14 protein-coding genes are annotated in these 16,421 nt (G+C 61.7%); 10 read left to right on the top strand and 4 right to left on the bottom strand.

The window, feature by feature from the left end:
• Nucleotides 1-63 precede the first annotated feature (63 nt).
• The 3 genes from aceF (at nt 64) to lpdA (ending at nt 4,149) form a co-directional block, all read left to right on the top strand.
• A complete protein-coding gene (gene aceF, locus PHO31112_RS05815) occupies nt 64-1,701 on the top strand; it encodes a dihydrolipoyllysine-residue acetyltransferase (RefSeq protein WP_150619617.1) in 1,638 nt (545 codons plus the stop codon).
• An 82-nt stretch (nt 1,702-1,783) separates the two neighbouring features.
• Nucleotides 1,784-2,365 carry an Ntn hydrolase family protein gene (locus tag PHO31112_RS05820; RefSeq protein ID WP_010807268.1) on the top strand — a complete coding sequence of 194 codons (582 nt, stop codon included), beginning with the start codon at nt 1,784-1,786 and terminating at the stop codon, nt 2,363-2,365.
• A 20-nt stretch (nt 2,366-2,385) separates the two neighbouring features.
• Nucleotides 2,386-4,149, top strand: coding sequence for a dihydrolipoyl dehydrogenase (gene lpdA, locus PHO31112_RS05825; protein ID WP_150619618.1), 1,764 nt, complete (start codon nt 2,386-2,388; stop codon nt 4,147-4,149).
• Nucleotides 4,150-4,569: 420 nt separating this feature from the next.
• On the opposite strand, the gene PHO31112_RS05830 is transcribed toward lpdA, so the two are convergent.
• Nucleotides 4,570-5,130, bottom strand: a complete 561-nt coding sequence (locus PHO31112_RS05830) for a phasin family protein (protein ID WP_150619619.1) — start codon at nt 5,128-5,130, stop codon at nt 4,570-4,572.
• 477 nt (nt 5,131-5,607) lie between these two features.
• Here PHO31112_RS05830 and PHO31112_RS05835 point away from each other — a divergent pair, with 477 nt between their 5' ends.
• The 4 genes from PHO31112_RS05835 (at nt 5,608) to pbpG (ending at nt 9,855) form a co-directional block, all read left to right on the top strand.
• Entirely contained in the window at nt 5,608-6,549 is a 942-nt protein-coding gene (locus PHO31112_RS05835) for a histone deacetylase family protein (RefSeq protein WP_150619620.1), read from the top strand.
• Nucleotides 6,546-7,535 carry a DMT family transporter gene (locus tag PHO31112_RS05840; RefSeq protein ID WP_150619621.1) on the top strand — a complete coding sequence of 330 codons (990 nt, stop codon included), beginning with the start codon at nt 6,546-6,548 and terminating at the stop codon, nt 7,533-7,535. The genes PHO31112_RS05835 and PHO31112_RS05840 overlap by 4 nt, the downstream gene beginning before the upstream one ends.
• Nucleotides 7,536-7,669: 134 nt before the next feature.
• Nucleotides 7,670-8,401, top strand: a complete 732-nt coding sequence (locus PHO31112_RS05845) for a nitroreductase (protein ID WP_150619786.1) — start codon at nt 7,670-7,672, stop codon at nt 8,399-8,401.
• Nucleotides 8,402-8,589: 188 nt separating this feature from the next.
• Nucleotides 8,590-9,855: a D-alanyl-D-alanine endopeptidase gene (gene pbpG / locus PHO31112_RS05850; RefSeq protein WP_150619622.1), complete on the top strand. Its 1,266-nt coding sequence runs from the start codon at nt 8,590-8,592 to the stop codon at nt 9,853-9,855.
• A gap of 77 nt (nt 9,856-9,932) precedes the next feature.
• Here pbpG and PHO31112_RS05855 read toward each other — a convergent pair whose 3' ends face one another.
• Complete coding sequence (locus PHO31112_RS05855; RefSeq protein ID WP_150619623.1) at nt 9,933-10,763, bottom strand: IclR family transcriptional regulator; 831 nt, start codon at nt 10,761-10,763, stop codon at nt 9,933-9,935.
• Nucleotides 10,764-11,038: 275 nt separating this feature from the next.
• Between PHO31112_RS05855 and PHO31112_RS05860 the strand changes: the two genes are divergently transcribed.
• The 3 genes from PHO31112_RS05860 to PHO31112_RS05870 all read left to right on the top strand — a co-directional run bounded on the left by PHO31112_RS05860 (nt 11,039) and on the right by PHO31112_RS05870 (nt 14,713).
• Complete coding sequence (locus PHO31112_RS05860) at nt 11,039-12,388, top strand: hypothetical protein (protein WP_150619624.1); 1,350 nt, start codon at nt 11,039-11,041, stop codon at nt 12,386-12,388.
• Between the two features lie 110 nt (nt 12,389-12,498).
• Nucleotides 12,499-13,224 (top strand): (Fe-S)-binding protein, encoded by a 726-nt coding sequence (locus PHO31112_RS05865; RefSeq protein WP_010807259.1) that lies wholly within the window; start codon nt 12,499-12,501, stop codon nt 13,222-13,224.
• A 79-nt stretch (nt 13,225-13,303) separates the two neighbouring features.
• Nucleotides 13,304-14,713, top strand: a complete 1,410-nt coding sequence (locus PHO31112_RS05870; protein WP_150619625.1) for a lactate utilization protein B — start codon at nt 13,304-13,306, stop codon at nt 14,711-14,713.
• A gap of 99 nt (nt 14,714-14,812) precedes the next feature.
• On the opposite strand, the gene PHO31112_RS05875 is transcribed toward PHO31112_RS05870, so the two are convergent.
• Both PHO31112_RS05875 and PHO31112_RS05880 read right to left on the bottom strand, forming a co-directional pair.
• The gene (locus PHO31112_RS05875) at nt 14,813-15,472 is read right to left on the bottom strand and encodes an amino acid ABC transporter permease (protein ID WP_150619626.1); all 660 of its coding nucleotides are present in this window, start codon (nt 15,470-15,472) and stop codon (nt 14,813-14,815) included.
• Between the two features lie 113 nt (nt 15,473-15,585).
• Entirely contained in the window at nt 15,586-16,383 is a 798-nt protein-coding gene (locus PHO31112_RS05880) for a transporter substrate-binding domain-containing protein (protein ID WP_150619627.1), read from the bottom strand.
• Between the last annotated feature and the right edge of the window lie 38 nt (nt 16,384-16,421).

Below are 16,421 nucleotides of genomic sequence, written 5' to 3' on the forward strand. Positions count from 1 at the left end.
GCCCTTGGGCGGCAGGCGGGCACACGCCGCACGTCAAGCGCAGCCTCGAGGAGACTGTGGAAAATGAGTCAAGTGATCGAAGTGAAAGTCCCGGATATCGGTGACTTCAAGGACTTGCCCGTCATCGACGTGCTGGTCAAGGCGGGCGACAAGATCGATGCCGAGCAGGCCCTGATCACGCTGGAGTCGGACAAGGCCACCATGGACGTGCCCAGCCCGGCCGCCGGTACCATCAAAGCGTTGAGCTTGAAGGTCGGCGATGAAGTATCCGAGGGGTCGCTGATTCTGACGCTCGAGACAGCGAACGGCTCGGCCGTACAGGCAAACGGTGCCGCCGCCCCCGCGCCGGCACCTGCCCCGCAAGCCGCTGCACCGGCACCGGCCGCCAGCGGCGGTACGAGCATGATCGACGTGAAGGTGCCGGACATTGGTGGTTACGACGATGTGCCCGTGATCGACGTGTTGGTCAAGGTAGGGGACACCGTGACGACCGAGCAATCGCTGGTCACGCTGGAATCCGACAAGGCATCGATGGACGTGCCGAGCCCGGCAGCAGGTGTCGTCAAGGAACTGAAGATCAAGGTTGGCGACAAGGTGTCGGAAGGCACGTTGATCGTTGTGCTCGAAGGTGCTGCCGCGGCGGCTCCGGCCAAGGCCGCAGCACCGGCACCCGCCTCCGCTCCGGCTGCCCAGAGCGCAGCACCGGTAGCGCCGGCTCCCGCCGCTGCTCCGGCGCCTGCCGCCGGGCCGGCGGTTGCTGCCGCAGCAGGCAATCAGCCGATCAGCCACGCCAGCCCATCGGTGCGCAAGTTCGCCCGTGAACTGGGTGTGGACATTACGCAAGTGAAGGGCACGGGTCCGAAGGGCCGCGTGGTCGTTGACGATGTGCGCAACTTCGTCAAGAGCGCACTCTCGGGCAACCGTCCGGCGGCTGCGGGTGCAGCGTCGGCAGGGGGAGGCGAGCTGAATCTTCTGCCGTGGCCGAAGGTCGACTTCTCGAAGTTCGGTCCGGTCGAGCCGAAGGCACTTTCGCGTATCAAGAAGATTTCGGGCGCGAACCTGCATCGCAACTGGGTCATGATCCCGCACGTCACGAACAACGACGAAGCGGATATCGGCGAACTCGAAGCCTTCCGCGTGCAGTTGAACAAGGAAAACGAAAAGGCCGGCGTCAAGGTGACGATGCTTGCCTTCGTTATCAAGGCCTGCGTCCTGGCCCTGAAGAAGTTCCCGACGTTCAACGCGAGCCTTGACGGCGACAACCTCGTCTTCAAGCAGTACTTCCATATCGGCTTCGCGGCGGACACACCCAACGGTCTCGTTGTGCCCGTCGTTCGCGATGCCGACAAGAAGGGGGTGTTCGAGATCGCACGTGAGACCTCGGAACTGGCCAAGCTCGCTCGCGAAGGCAAGCTCAAGCCGGATCAAATGCAGGGCGGTTGCTTCTCGATCTCGTCGCTCGGCGGTATCGGGGGCACGACCTTCACGCCGATCATCAACGCGCCGGAAGTGGCGATTCTGGGCTTGTCGCGTTCGTATCAGAAGCCGGTGTGGGACGAGCGCAAGCAGCAGTTCCTGCCGCAACTGACGCTGCCGCTGTCGTTGTCCTACGATCACCGCGTGATCGACGGCGCCGAAGCCGCACGCTTTAACGCCTACCTGGGCCAACTGTTGCAGGACTTCCGTCGCGCAATGCTGTAACAGGCGGCCGCCGCCGGTGGCGCATAAGCGCAAACCGGCGGCGCGCGCGGATAGCTTCAGGATCTGGACGGGGAGGGGCATCATGACCACCGTGGTAGTCGTCAAGAAGGCAGGCGAGATCGCCATTGCTGCCGATTCGCTCGTGACGTTCGGCGACACAAGACTCTCGCAATCGTACGAGGAGAATCGGAAGGTTTTTCTCGTGGGCGATTCCTATGTCGGACTGGCCGGCACGACCGCGCACTTTCCGGTCATGCGCGCCATTCTTTCTGGCATGGCAGACGAGTGCCGTCTGCACTCTCGTGACGAAGTGTTCCGCACGTTCTGTCGCGTCCATCAGAAGCTCAAGGAAGAGTATTTCCTCAACACGAAGGAAGAGGAGGACGATCCGTACGAGTCGTCGCAGATCACCAGCGTGATCGCGAATCCGACTGGCATTTACGGGGTCTATTCCTACCGGGAAGTGTTTGTTTTCGATCGGTTCTGGGGGATCGGTTCGGGGCGCAACTTCGCGCTCGGTGCCATGTATGCCCTCTACGACCAGGATCTGAGCGCTAGCGCCATCGCCGAAGCGGGCGTGAAGGCGGGGGCGGAGTTCGACAAGAGTTCCGCCGGCCCGTTTCAGGTGCATGCGTTTCCGATCGATACCACCATCAAGTCATAAATGCGACAGGGAGACCCCGCATGAGTCTCATCGAAGTCAAGGTGCCGGACATCGGCGCAGAGGGCGTGGACGTCATCGAAGTGATGATCAAGCCGGGCGACAAGATCGCCAAGGAAGCGTCGCTCATTACGTTGGAATCCGACAAGGCCTCCATGGAAGTGCCGTCCGAAGTGTCGGGCACGGTCAAGGAAGTGAAGATCAAGGTGGGCGACAAAGCCAGCCAGGGCACACTGATCGCGCTGATCGAAGCCGATGATGCGGGTGCCAAGGTTGCGGCCCCGGCGGCTGCGCCCGCCCCGACAGCGCCCGCTGCGCCTGCGGCCGCGCCCACCGCTCCTGCGCCGGCCGCTGCCAAGCATAGTGGCGGCGCAGACACCGAATGCGACGTGCTCGTGCTGGGCGCCGGTCCGGGAGGTTACTCGGCCGCGTTCCGTAGCGCTGACCTGGGCCGCAAGACAGTGCTCGTCGAACGCTATGCAACGCTCGGTGGTGTGTGTCTGAACGTAGGTTGCATCCCGTCGAAGGCGCTACTCCACACGGCAGCCGTCCTCGAAGAAGCGCAATCGCTGGGTCATCACGGTATCTCGTTCGGAAAGCCCGAAGTCGATCTCGACAAGCTGCGCGCCTATAAGGAAAGCGTTGTCGGGAAGCTCACGGGCGGTCTGGCCGGTATGGCTAAGATGCGCAAGGTGGAAGTCGTGCGCGGGGTAGGTAAGTTCCTCGACCCGAACCATATGGAAGTCGTGGCTGAAGACGGCAGCAAGCGCACGGTGAAGTTCGCGCAGGCGATTATTGCTGCAGGTTCGCAGGCGGTGAAGTTGCCGTTCCTGCCGGAAGATCCGCGCATCGTCGATTCGACCGGCGCGCTCGAGTTGCGCCAATTGCCGAAGAAGATGCTGGTGATCGGCGGGGGCATCATCGGTCTGGAAATGGCGACGGTCTATAGCGCCCTGGGTACTGAGATCGATGTTGTGGAAATGCTCGATGGCCTGATGCAAGGTGCTGACCGCGACCTGGTCAAGGTCTGGGAGAAGATGAACGCGAAGCGCTTCGGTGGCGTCATGCTCAAGACCAAGACGGTGGGTGCCGAGGCCAAGCCCGATGGCATCTATGTGAAGTTCGAGGGTGAAGCTGCACCGGCTGAGCCGCAGCGCTACGACCTCGTGCTGGTCGCCGTGGGCCGCAGTCCGAACGGCAAGAAAATCGGTGCCGAGAATGCTGGCGTGTCGGTGGGCGATCGCGGCTTCATCTCCGTCGACAAGCAGATGCGCACGAATGTGCCGAATATCTTCGCGATCGGCGACATCGTGGGGCAGCCGATGCTTGCTCATAAAGCAGTGCACGAAGCGCATGTGGCGGCCGAAGCAGCCACAGGCGAGAAGGCATACTTCGATGCCATCCAGATTCCGTCGGTAGCCTATACCGATCCGGAAGTGGCTTGGGCCGGCAAGACCGAGGACCAACTGAAAGCGGAAGGCGTGAAGTACGGCAAGGCCGTGTTCCCGTGGGCAGCATCAGGCCGCGCCATTGCCAATGGCCGCGATGAGGGCTTCACGAAGCTCTTGTTCGACGAAGAGACGCATCGCATCGTTGGCGGCGCGATTGTGGGCACGCATGCGGGCGATCTGATTGGGGAGCTGTGCCTGGCCGTCGAGATGGGGGCAGACGCCGTCGACATCGGCAAGACAATTCACCCGCACCCGACGCTGGCCGAATCGATCGGCATGGCAGCGGAGATCTACGAAGGAGTTTGCACCGACGTACCGCCAGCGCGCAAAAAGTGACTCGCGTCGGCATCGACGCTTGGCATCGAGTATCACGCATTTGCGATGCAAGCGTCGAAGGCCGATGCGGTGGCGGACGTCCTCAAGCGCTCCGTTCGGCTGTCATGGCATCTGCCGGAAGAACGCCGCCATCCCGTTTAGGGATGGCGTTTTTTTATGTGTGGGTGTTGGCGGCTAAACGTCTGGCGCGAGCGCCTGCCGCACGCGTCGCGACTGACGTTCGATCGACCTCGTCGCGGTGGGAAGGGCACGGGAGTGGGGATGTCAAACCGGCTGCCCAAAAAAAGAAAACCCGGCGCGGGCCGGGTTTGAAAGGTACTTACAGTACCGAGGAGACAACTGGGTGTCGCTGTATCACTTTGAGGCACAGCGACAGATTTTCAAGCGTCCCTCGTGACAGCGCTATGAAAGCGCTATCGATTACTTCTTGGCGCTGGTAGCGCGCGAAGCCTGAGCGGCAGCCTTCGATGCAACGTTGGTCGCAGCAGCGAAGTTCGTCTCGGCGATCTCCACGGCTTGCTTGGTCGCCTTCTGCACGCTGTCGAAAGCGCTATTGGCAGCCGACAGCGCCGACTTGGCGAGTGCAACCGCCGACTCGGAACCGGCCGGGGCGTTCTTGGCCAGGTTGTCGAACAGCGCTTGGACATTATGCGAGCCTTCAGCCAGTTGGGCTTCAGCCACCTTGGTCACTTCAGCTTGCGTCGACGAAGCGATTTCATACAGGTGGCGGCCGTACGCGAGTGCCTTTTCGGCAGCCGGCTGGACGAGGTTGGCTTGCAGAGCGAGCAACTCTTGCGCGTCCTTCACAGCGAAAGCCTTCTGCGCGGTCGAAGCGGATTCGGCCAGCGATGCCTTGACGGCTTGCAGGTTCAGCTCGACCAGCTTTTCAACGCCTTCGAAGGCTTTGTTGGTCAGGCCAAACAGGGCTTCGAGGTTAGCTTTATGGGCGGCAGCGAGTTGCTCGGGGGTCAGAAACGACATGGCGTTCTCCTATGGTGTCATACACAACATATCGACCCACTCCGTGTTCGCTGGTTGGTTCTCACCTTATGTCGGTGAAAACACGGTTGGGGCCTCTCAAATCGATGCATTCTCTTTTGTGCATCGCACAATTGCAAGTGTAGAGATATTCTTGGCAGTGTCAAGTCTTTTTTGTGCGCCGCACCAATTCAACAAAAGCTTACAAAATCAAAAGCTTGGGATCCCATGAATGGCGAGTGACACTGCGTCGCGGCGACGTTTTCGCACCCTCGGGGAGAGCCTTGATTGGTGCGGCTTTGCACTGTTTTGGCGCCCGGCGCACCATGCACGGCGATGGTACTATCAACGGGTTCCGGCACCGGCGGGATGGTAACGCATGCAAGATTGGTCCCCTTTCGAAGGGAGCGTGCCCTGTCCGCCGGTGCCGATATCCTTCAACGCCTTTTTGCGCGCCGCACCCGCCGGCCACTCGCGTCGATGCAAGCGTTTTACAGCGACCATTTCGTCCTGCCATTGCCGCCGGGGCACCGGTTTCCCATGGAGAAGTATTCCCGTCTGCGCGAACGCGTTGCCGGTGAGCTGCCGGAAGTCGTGCTGACCGAGGCATTGCCCGCAGACGACGCGATGCTGGGTCGAGCCCATTCGAGGGAGTACGTGGCGCGCGTGAGTGCCGGTGAGTTGAATCCGAAAGAGCAGCGCGATATCGGATTCCCGTGGTCGCCGCAGATGGTCGAGCGCTCGCGCCGGTCTGCCGGGGCGACAGTGGCTGCCTGCCGTGCCGCGCTCTCCGATGGCGTGGCCGTGAATCTCGCTGGCGGCACCCATCATGCGTCCGCCGATCGCGGGGAAGGGTTCTGTGTGTTCAACGATGTTGCCGTCGCCGCCCGCACGATGCAGGCCGAACTCGACCCCCATACGCGCGTCGCGGTCATCGATCTCGATGTGCATCAGGGCAACGGCACCGCAGCCATTTTCGAGCGCGACCCTAGCGTCTTCACGTTGTCGCTGCACGGCGAACACAATTATCCGTTTCATAAGGCGAACGGCGACCTCGATGTGGCGCTGCCGGACGGCTGCGGCGACGATGAATATCTCGTCGCGCTCGGTCATGCGCTGACCGATCTTTTCGCGCAGTTCACGCCGTCTCTCGTGATTTATCTCGCGGGGGCCGATCCATTGGAAAACGACCGGCTCGGCAGGCTGGCCCTGACGCCCGATGGGTTGCTCGCGCGCGACCGTCGTGTATTGACGGCGTGCGCCGAGCGGGGGTTGCCGGTTGCTATCGCGATGGCTGGTGGCTATGGCCGGGACATCGGGCAGACGGTCGCCGCGCATTTCGCCACGATCCGACTCGCCAGCCAATTCCAGCGCGCGAGCCGCCGTGTCTTCCGCACGCAGGCGGACGGCGTTCTTGTATGAGCGAGCGTCAAACGGCCGCACGGCCCCCCTCGCATTCGGCCAAGGGTCGCGCAACGGCGAGCAACGCACGGCTAAGCATCTGGAGCGCGACCATGCCGTGGTGGTTCGTGCTGATCTGGAGCACGGGCTTTATCGTCGCCAAATACGGCATGCCGAATGCCGAACCGCTGACGTTTCTGGCGTTACGCTTCGGCGGCACGCTGCTGGTCATGCTGCCCGTCGCGTTGCTGACGGGCACACCTTGGCCCATGCGACGCGCGGGCGGCAGCGCCGGGCGCATCGACTGGCCGCTCATTGCGCATCTCGCCGTGTCCGGCATCCTGATTCAGGCGGTGTATCTTGGCGGCGTATGGGCCGCGATCAAACAGGGCGCGCCGGCGGGACTGGCGGCGCTGATCGTCGGTATCCAGCCATTGCTGACGGCGCTTTTCGCACGTGTGGTCGGTGAGCCGGTCTCGCGACGCCAATGGCTCGGGCTGCTGTGTGGATTTGCCGGCGTTGGGCTCGTCGTTGCCAACAAGGTCGGTGTTCGCGGCATCGGCGTGGGGCCGGTGGCTTTGTGTGTGCTGAGCCTGTTCGCAATTACGGCCGGCACACTCTATCAAAAACGTTTCTGTGCGCATTTCGATTTGCGCGTCGGTACGCTCGTGCAGTTCGGCGCTGCTTTCGTCGTGACGCTGCCTGCGGCGGGGGCGCTTGAAACCATGCAAGTGCGTTGGAACGTCGAAATGTTCGGCGCGCTCGCATGGTCGGTGCTGGCGTTGTCGATCGGTGCAATTTCTTTGCTGTTTCTGCTGATCCGGCATGGTGCCGCGACCAAGGTTTCCAGCCTTATGTATCTGACACCACCGACCACCGCCGTCATGGCCTGGCTGCTGTTTGGCGAGATGCTGTCACCGCTGAGCGCGGCTGGGATGGTCGTTGCGGCCCTTGGTGTCGCGCTTGTGATCGAGCGGCGGGCGGCGCCTGTCGCGTCAGCGTCTTGAGCCGGACGCCATTTCCCTTTCCTTTCACTACTTGGCGCGAGCAAAAGTCTATGAAACAAGAACCCCCGCGTGCGCAAGCTGCGCAGCCATCGCAAAGCGACAGCGCAGCAACATCCGGCCTGCCCATGCAACCCATGGTTGGGGAAAGTACCCATCGCCCGGCTGTCAACGATAACGCCACGCGGCGCGTGGAATATGTTGACGAGGCGATTCGCAGCCGGCGTTCGATTCGAGCCTACCTGCCAACGCCAGTGCCGCAAGCTACCGTGGAGGACATTCTTTCGGTTGCGTCGCGTGCGCCGTCGGGCAGCAACATCCAGCCGTGGCAGACCTATGTGCTGTCCGGTGAGGCGTTGAAGTCGCTCACGACGCGGCTGTTGGACGCGTTTAACGACCCGGCCCAGCGATTGATGCACCAGGAGGAGTACGCCTACTACCCGCGTGAGTGGAGTGAGCCTTATCAGGCGCGTCGTCGCAAGGTGGGATGGGATCTGTATAGCCTGCTGGGCATCGGACGTGCCGACAAGGAGCGCATGCACGGGCAGCACGCACGTAACTTCACGTTCTTCGATGCGCCGGTGGGTTTGATCTTTACGATCGATCGGCATCTGGAGCAGGGCAGTTGGCTGGACTACGGCATGTTCCTGCAAAGCGTGATGGTCGCGGCGCGGGCACGAGGGCTCGATACCTGTCCGCAGGCGGCGTTTGCTACGTTCCATCAGGTCATTTCGGCGGAACTGCGATTGCCCGAGAGCCGGATGGTCGTGTGCGGTATGGCGTTGGGTTACGCAGATCCGGAGGCGATCGAAAACCGGCTCGTCACCGAGCGTGCGCCTCTGAATGAGTGGGCGCATTTCTTGAACTGATGGCTCTCAAAGAGTTGGCGTAATTTGGCAATTTTTGGCGATCATGTGGTTTTTTGCGTTGCGTTGCACAAAACTGCCAGATGCCGGTTTAAGTATTTCAGCTAAGTCATTCATATTGCTTATTTTTTCGGAAGTTACTAAACTTCTCACAACCTCGTTGTCTGCCAACCTCACGCTACCCCCAATTTATGTACGCGATCACGACTCTTGCGCGTCTGTGCCGCTCCCGCTTCTGGGGGGCTGCCGTCGTGGCGATTTCGCTCGCCGCCGGTGCCCCGGCAGTCACTTACGCCGCTGGTAAGACGAGCGAATGCTCGCCGAAGACGGCCAAGACTGCTGCCCAGAAGCGCGCATGTGCCAATCCCAAAGCGACGAAATCCGTCGCCGCTTCCAAAACCGGCGCCAAAGGTGCCGTCGCCACGACCGCCGCTCGCGATACCAAGAGCGTGAAGGCGGGCGGCAAGGCGCGTAAGCTGGCCACCGTCGACGACGACTCTGCTGCCAAGCGTGTCGCCGTCAAACGCGTCGTCTACAAAAACGGCAAGCGCCGGGTCGTGACGTCGTATCGCACTGTCAACTTTACGCCGCAGACACCGGAGCGTCTGTCGACGGGCCGTGCGTTCGGTCTGCACGAAACGCCTGACACTCTCGCGTTGCGTTCTTCGGTGGCTTACGTGATTGACGAGCGCACCGGCGAGTCGCTGTTCGACAAGAACTCGCAAGCGGTGCTGCCGATCGCCTCGATCTCGAAGCTGATGACGGCGATGGTGTCGCTCGACGCCGGTATCCCGATGGCCGACGTCATGGAAGTGACGGACGAAGATCGCGATTACGAAAAGGGCACAGGTTCGCGCCTGTCGGTGGGTTCGCACCTGTCGCGTGAAGACATGCTGCACATTGCACTGATGTCGTCGGAGAATCGTGCGGCGGCTGCGCTGTCTCGCTACTTCCCGGGGGGCCGTCCCGCGTTCCTGGCGGCGATGAATCGCAAGGCCAAGCAACTCGGCATGAACGACACACACTTCAACGATCCGACGGGGTTGTCGAGCCAGAACGTGTCGAGTGCGCGTGATCTCGTGAAGATGGTCAAGGCCGCTTATCAGTACCCGATGATTCGTCGTTTCTCGACGGATACCAATTACGACGTCAATACCGGCCGCCGTGAATTGCACTATGTCAGCACGAATCACCTGATCGGTCATCCGGGCTGGGAAATCGGTCTGCAGAAGACGGGCTATATCAATGAAGCAGGTCAATGCCTCGTGATGCAAGCCAATGTCGAAGGCCGTCCGGTGATCATGATTCTGCTCGATTCGACCGGCAAGTATTCGCGCTTCGCCGATGCCACGCGTGTTCGCAAGTGGCTGCTCGACGGCGGCGGCGCTACGCCGCAGCGCACGGCGGGCACGACGCCGACGGCACAGGTCGCAACCAACAGCGAACACGCGCTGTAAGTCGTGTCACGTTAAGTTGCGCGGCGCATGTCGCGCCAACTGCAAAACAAAAGGCGCTCCCTCGGGAGCGCCTTTTATTATTCGGCCGTGGCGCTCTGCGACACACCGCCGCCACCAGCATCCGGGTTCGGCGCGTGAAAGCCCAGCGACGTCGAAATGTGCAACGCTGTCTCGTTCAGGTTGGCGAGCCACGCGTCCTGCAACCGATCGGCCGGCGCAGACAGCGAAAGCCCCGCAACGAGCTTACCGCTATCGTCGTAGATCCCTGCCGCAATGCATCGCACACCCAGTTCGAGTTCCTCGTTATCGCGTGCATAGCCCGACTTGCGCACGTGGTTCAGCTCACGCTCGAGCTTTTGCAGATCGGTGATGCTATTGCGTGTGTGTCCAGACAGACCGGTGCGCGCAGCGTAGGCGCGCACGCGCGAGGCTTCGTCGGCGGCGAGGAAGAGCTTACCGACCGAGGTGAGATGCAACGGCGCATGACCGCCGATGGCGCGCACCACCTGCATGCCCGAGCGTTCGCTATAGGCACGCTCGATGTAGACGATTTCATCGCCCTGGCGCACCGACAGATTGACCGTTTGACCGGTGACGCGATGCAGGCCTCGCATCGGCGCGAGCGCGGCATCGCGTACCGACAGGCGCGCTTTGACCAGATTGCCGAGCTCGAGCAGGCGCATGCCGAGACGGTACGTGCCCGGGTCACAACGATCGACAAAGCGGCAAGCCACCATGTCGTTCAGGATGCGGTGTGCGGTCGACGGATGAAGTTCGGTGGCTTGCGCCAGTTCCTTGAGGCTGACGGGATCGGCATGGCCGGCAAGCGCATCGAGCAGACGCATCATGCGCTCGATTACCTGAATGGACGTGCGCGACTCCGCGCCTTGATGGCTTTCGTCTTTCATAGGGTAGGGCCGAGTTTCGTATAGAGACGATTCTATATCATATTGTGAAAAATTCGCAGAGTTCGCGTAGAGGACTTCTGCGAAAAATCCAGCTCTGCGAGGCGCTGGCGCAATCGACGGTTGACGCATCTGGTGTGTCCGGCGAGCCTTGACGGGCGTGTTATAGGAAAGCGTCGTTGCCGCAGTAACTGCCGGTCTAAACCAAAAGTGGTCTTTCGCCCGCATGCCTATCATTCCCTTGCCATTTAATTCGGTGTCCGGCCGGATCGGAAGATGTGGTCAGCACCATAAAGGAGGCGCTGGGAATGTATGGGTATGTTTATGCGCCGGCGGCCCCATGGTCGCAGGGGAAGTGCGAGTTGAAGCAGAAGGCCGCCACGAGCGGAAAGTCGATCGCCGAGAAGCACGAGGAAATCGTCCGGCAGTTTCAGCAGATCGCTAATACAAAGGCGCAGTTGGGATTGAGCAGCGAGTCGATCACTAGGCTGGAGAGCGCATTTGTGTCGACGTACAAGAAGGCGACCTCAGGCTACTGGGGAGGCGGACTTTGGGATGGGTTTTATCGTTACACATCCAACCCCAGCCGTCAGGGGTTGTACTTCCTGGTTGGCGAGCAGTTGCATGATCGCGATATCGACAGTCTCACGCCGTCTGCCAGGCGGTTTTCGATGATCCTGGGGCATCTGGCGGATGCGCTGCGCAAAGAAGAGGAGATTCTGCACAAATGCGGCGAGATGGTTGAACGCTCGACGGCGCTCAGGAGTGCGACTTTTGAGGACGCCGATGCGCAAAGAGCCGAGTACGCGAAGATCGGCGCGGAGTGTATGGACGTTCTGGCCGAAGTCGAGCAGTGCCTGAACGCTGCACGCGAGACGATCAGGTGCGGGTCGAAGGAGGTGTGGCCGGAGAGGAAGCATTTCGGCAAGCGCTTTGCGATTTCGGCCGTCCTGTATTGCATAGCGGGTGGCATTGCGATTGCGGCGCTGATTGCGTCGAGCGGCACGCTCGCCATCGTCGGGGTAGTGTTGGCGATAGTGATTCGTGTCGTCAGTCTGGGAAGCATTCGCGGGTTCGACCGCGAGCGGGGGTGGAAGTCTGTCGAGAGTCTGTTGGCGAGTACAAAGCAACTCATTGAAACGGAGGGGGCAACGATGAAGACGTATTTGGATATCAGCGACCGGCGTGCCGCGTTGGCACGTGAGGACATGATGTGGAATCTGCTGAAGGACGTGAGGACCCAGACGCAAGGCACGGATGCCCGGGTCAGCGCCATGGCGGAGCAAATGAGCGGCGTCGTTTCCAGTGTGGACTCGCTGCGAGGCGACGTTCGCGTCTTGCAAGGAACAGTGGGCGCGTTGCAAAGCGATGTCGGACGGCAATCGCAGGCATTGAGCACGACGCAAGAAACACTGGTGTCGGGCTTCAGTGGGGTTGAACGCAAGCTCGACGATTTCAGAGGAGATCTGCAGCGGCTGTCGCGTTTGCAAGAGGTCACGTCAATGCGTTCGGCGCTGGTAGCGCTCTCCACATTTCCTACGGGCGATGCATCGTACCGCAACCGGCAGATGCCCGAACGCGCGAATTCCTGGAGTCCATATACACACGCCGGCGCCCGCATGGCCTAGTCGGCTGCGAGTGTCTGCGCCCATCTGCGCGAGATGCGGGAATCTACGCTGGGCCGGTTCGGTCCAGCGACTTATAATGGCGCATTATTCCCGAATAGAGGATTCCCCCAATGCGCGTCGGACTCTTTGTCACGTGTCTGATCGACATGATGCGCCCGGAGATCGGTTTCTCGACACTCAAGCTGCTCGAGACGGCCGGCTGCGAGGTCGTGATTCCCAATTCCCAGACCTGCTGTGGTCAGCCCGGCTATAACTCTGGCGAACGGGCCATCGCCCGCGATCTCGCTCAGAAATTTCTCGATGAATTCGAATCGTTCGACTATGTCGTCGTGCCGTCAGGGTCGTGTGGCGGCATGGTCAAGGCGCATTACGGCGATCTCTTCGCCGACGACCCCGAACTGATGGGGCGCTACGAGCGGCTGCGTCCCCGCGTGTTCGAGCTGACCGATTTTCTCGTCAACGTGCTGCACGTCGATACGGTGCCCGGCGATTACAACGGCGAAGTCACCTATCACGACGCTTGCTCGGGGCTGCGCGAGCTTGGCGTCAAGGCACAGCCGCGCGCATTGCTCGCAAAAATGCCTGGCGTGAAGATGACCGAGATGAAGGATTGTCAGGCTTGCTGCGGCTTCGGGGGTACCTTTGCGCTCAAGTACGGCAACATCTCGACGGCCATCGTCGACGAGAAGTGCGCCAATATCGCGGCGAGCGGTGCGCCGGCAGTGGTGCTTGGCGACCTCGGGTGCATGCTCAACATCGAAGGGCGTCTGCGCCGCACCGGCGACACCAAGACGCGCGTGCTGCACATCGCTCAGGTACTCGCCGGCGATGCGTGAGTTCGCCGCAGTCCTTCCGACAATCACGCTGGTGCGCGCGGTGATGCGCGCCGGCGGCCGTCACCTCTCGTGAGTCGCGATGCAAGTTCAATCGATGCAATTCAAGGCGCGGGCCGGGCAGAAGCTAGCTGACCAGCGTTTGCAAGCCAATCTCAAGAAGCTCTCGACCAAGTTCGTGACGGCGCGTGCCGCGGCCATCGAAGAGATCGACTTCGAGGCGACGCGCGAGGCGCTCAAGGAGCGCCGCAATCGCGGGCTTGAGACGCTCGACGTCTGGCTGGAGATCTTCGAGCGCGAAGCCACGCGACGCGGTGCGACCGTGCTGTTCGCGGAATCGACGCAGGATGCAGCGCGGCTGATTGCGGAGATCGCCCGCAAGCACGACGTGAAGAAGGTCATCAAATCGAAGTCGATGGTCACGGAAGAGTTGCAGCTCAACAAGGTGCTCGCGGACATGGGCGTGCAGTCGGTCGAGACCGACCTGGGCGAGTACATCCTTCAGATCAACGACAACGAGCCGCCGTCGCACATCATTGCGCCGGTGGTGCACAAGGACAAGGATGAAGTCGCCGACCTGTTCGCCCGCGTTCACCACAAGCCGCGCCTGACCGAAATTCCGGCGATGACGCGCGAAGCCCGCGAGATGCTGCGCCCGCAGTTCCTTTCGGCGGACATGGGCGTGACGGGGGGCAACTTCCTCGTGGCAGAAACCGGTTCCGTGGCCGTGGTGACGAATGAGGGCAACGAAGGCATGTGCACGATCATGCCGCGCGTGCACGTGGCGGTGACGGGTATTGAGAAGGTGTTGCCGACGCTCGAGGACCTGGCGACGGCGATGCGTCTGCTACCGCGCTCGGCAACCGGGCAGGGCACATCGAACTACTTCTCGCTGCTGACCGGCACGCGAGCCGAGGGCGAGGTCGATGGCCCCGACCACATGTACTTCGTGCTGGTGGATGGCGGCCGCTCGGGTCTGATCGGCGGCGCGTTCCAGGAGATGCTGCGCTGCATCCGCTGCGGCGCGTGCATGAACCATTGTCCGGTCTATCAGAAGATCGGCGGTCATGCTTACGGTTGGGTGTATCCGGGGCCGATGGGATCGGTGCTTACGCCGAGTTACGTCGGGCTCGAAAAGACGCTCGATCTGCCGCAGGCGGCGACGCTGTGTGGTGAGTGCAATCGCGTCTGCCCGGTGGGAATCCCGATTTCCGATCTGCTGCGCAAACTGCGCGAGCGTCAGGTTGATCGTGGTCTGCGGCCGTGGCAGGAGCGGGCGGCGCTCGCCGCGTGGGCGTTTGCTGCGCGTCGCCCGCGTCTGTATGCAGCGCTCTCGAGGCTGGGCGCTTGGGCATTGCGGCGGATGGGGCGCGATCGCGGCAGCATCTCTAAGCTGCCGTTCGCTGGCGGCTGGACCGATACACGTGAGATGCCTGCACCGAGCGGCAAGACGTTCCGTGCGATGTATCGCGAGCGTCGCGCACCGCGATAAGTGTGGCGTGATGATGCGCCAGTGAGGCAGCAAGAAGGCCGGGCCCCGGATGTCAGAGACAGGCAGCAGGGGGCACCGGTTTTTTTGTGTCCGTGAGACTCAGCTTCGCGCGGGTAGCGCGAGACGCTTTTCGATGCGCCGCTGCACCGCCGACAATCCGGTCGACAGCACCCAGTAGATGGCAGCACACGCGAGATAGAGCGGCAATGGCTGATACGTCGACGCGATGACCTCCTGCGCGGAGCGCAACAGCTCCGTTACCGTAATGACCGAGACCAGCGACGTGTCCTTGATCAGGCTGATAAGGCTATTGCCGAGGCTCGGCACGGCCATGCGCAGGGCTTGCGGCGCGATGACGTAGCGCAGCGTTTGCCAGTAAGACAGGCCGAGACTGTACGCCGCCAGCCATTGGCCGCGTGGCATGCCTTCGAGGGCGCCGCGCATGCTCTCCGACAGGTACGCGCCAACGTTAAGGCTGAGCGTGAGGACACCGGCTGGTGTCGGGTCGAGCGAGATGCCGATGCCTGGCAGGCCGTAATAGATCACGAAGATCTGCACGAGCAGCGGGGTGCCGCGCATGACGCTGACGTAGGCGCGGGCGATACCGCGCAGCACGCGGATCTTGCCGATACCCATGATCGCCACGATGACGCCGATCGCCAGACCGAACACCATCGACATCAATGCGAACTTGATCGTGAGCACGGTGCCTTGCAACAGCACCGGCATGGATTGGGCGGCGAGTTCGAGTGGATTCATGGGGGGATTTCTGGTGGTGAATCGTGAGCTGGAAAGACGACGGCCGGCACTCGCATCATTTGCGTAGTGCCGGCCGTGATGCGACCGAAGTGTGTCGCTGCGCGGCTTGCGTATTACTTCGCTGGCTTGGACGTGTCCTCACCAAACCACTTTTCCGCGAGCTTGGCGAGCGAGCCGTCCTGCTTCATGCTCGAGAGCGCATCGTCGATGGCCTTCGCGAACTTCGGATTGCCCTTGCGGAACGGAATGCCGACCGATTGATTGGTGTCTTGCAGCACGGCACCCGGACGCAGCGGCAGGTTCGATGTCTTGATCAGATACGCTAGCATCAGACGGTCGTTGAGGGCCGCATCGACGCGACTGGCGGCGAGATCGCGCAGATACTCGGGGGCGCCAGGGTACGTACGCACGTCGATGCCGGGCACCGCTTTCGCGAGCTTGTCGTAGTTGCTGCCGAGGCTGACGCCGAGCTTGTGGCCTTTGAGTGCTTCGAGCGACGCGAATTCGCGCTTGTCGTCCTTGCGTTGAATGAGCTGGGCGGCGGAGTAGGTGTACGGCTGGCTGAAGTCGAGCGATTTCTTACGCTCGTCCGTGATGGCGACCTGGTTGACGATGACGTCGAACTTGCCCGCCACGAGTCCACCGATAATGCCGCTCCATTCCGTCGTCACGAACATGGGCTTCACGCCGAGACGCTGAGCGACGGCCTTGGCAACGTCGACATCGAAGCCGTCGAGCTGACCATCGGTGCCGCGATAGTTGAACGGCGGGTAAGTGCCTTCGATGCCGATTTTCAGCACACCGGCAGACTTCACTGTGTCGAGCAGATCGGCCGCGCGGGCGGGCGTGGTGCCCACGAGTGCGGCGGCGGCCAGTGGTACGAGGCACAGCGTCTTGAGCCAGGCTTTCATGATGAAGTCTCCCTGAGACAGATGAAGGGGCAACGTTC

Source organism: Pandoraea horticolens (genome assembly GCF_902459555.1).
Classification (GTDB): domain Bacteria; phylum Pseudomonadota; class Gammaproteobacteria; order Burkholderiales; family Burkholderiaceae; genus Pandoraea; species Pandoraea horticolens.

Bases quoted from the DNA above. Each gene is read 5' to 3' on its own strand.
- PHO31112_RS05830 (WP_150619619.1), bottom strand. From the start codon at position 5,130: ATGTCGTTTCTGACCCCCGAGCAACTCGCTGCCGCCCATAAAGCTAAC.
- PHO31112_RS05855 (WP_150619623.1), bottom strand. From the start codon at position 10,763: ATGAAAGACGAAAGCCATCAAGGCGCGGAGTCGCGCACGTCCATTCAG.
- PHO31112_RS05875 (WP_150619626.1), bottom strand. From the start codon at position 15,472: ATGAATCCACTCGAACTCGCCGCCCAATCCATGCCGGTGCTGTTGCAA.
- PHO31112_RS05880 (WP_150619627.1), bottom strand. From the start codon at position 16,383: ATGAAAGCCTGGCTCAAGACGCTGTGCCTCGTACCACTGGCCGCCGCC.
- aceF (WP_150619617.1), top strand. From the start codon at position 64: ATGAGTCAAGTGATCGAAGTGAAAGTCCCGGATATCGGTGACTTCAAG.
- PHO31112_RS05840 (WP_150619621.1), top strand. From the start codon at position 6,546: ATGAGCGAGCGTCAAACGGCCGCACGGCCCCCCTCGCATTCGGCCAAG.
- PHO31112_RS05835 (WP_150619620.1), top strand. From the start codon at position 5,608: ATGCAAGCGTTTTACAGCGACCATTTCGTCCTGCCATTGCCGCCGGGG.
- PHO31112_RS05845 (WP_150619786.1), top strand. From the start codon at position 7,670: ATGGTTGGGGAAAGTACCCATCGCCCGGCTGTCAACGATAACGCCACG.
- PHO31112_RS05865 (WP_010807259.1), top strand. From the start codon at position 12,499: ATGCGCGTCGGACTCTTTGTCACGTGTCTGATCGACATGATGCGCCCG.
- PHO31112_RS05870 (WP_150619625.1), top strand. From the start codon at position 13,304: ATGCAAGTTCAATCGATGCAATTCAAGGCGCGGGCCGGGCAGAAGCTA.
- pbpG (WP_150619622.1), top strand. From the start codon at position 8,590: ATGTACGCGATCACGACTCTTGCGCGTCTGTGCCGCTCCCGCTTCTGG.
- lpdA (WP_150619618.1), top strand. From the start codon at position 2,386: ATGAGTCTCATCGAAGTCAAGGTGCCGGACATCGGCGCAGAGGGCGTG.
- PHO31112_RS05820 (WP_010807268.1), top strand. From the start codon at position 1,784: ATGACCACCGTGGTAGTCGTCAAGAAGGCAGGCGAGATCGCCATTGCT.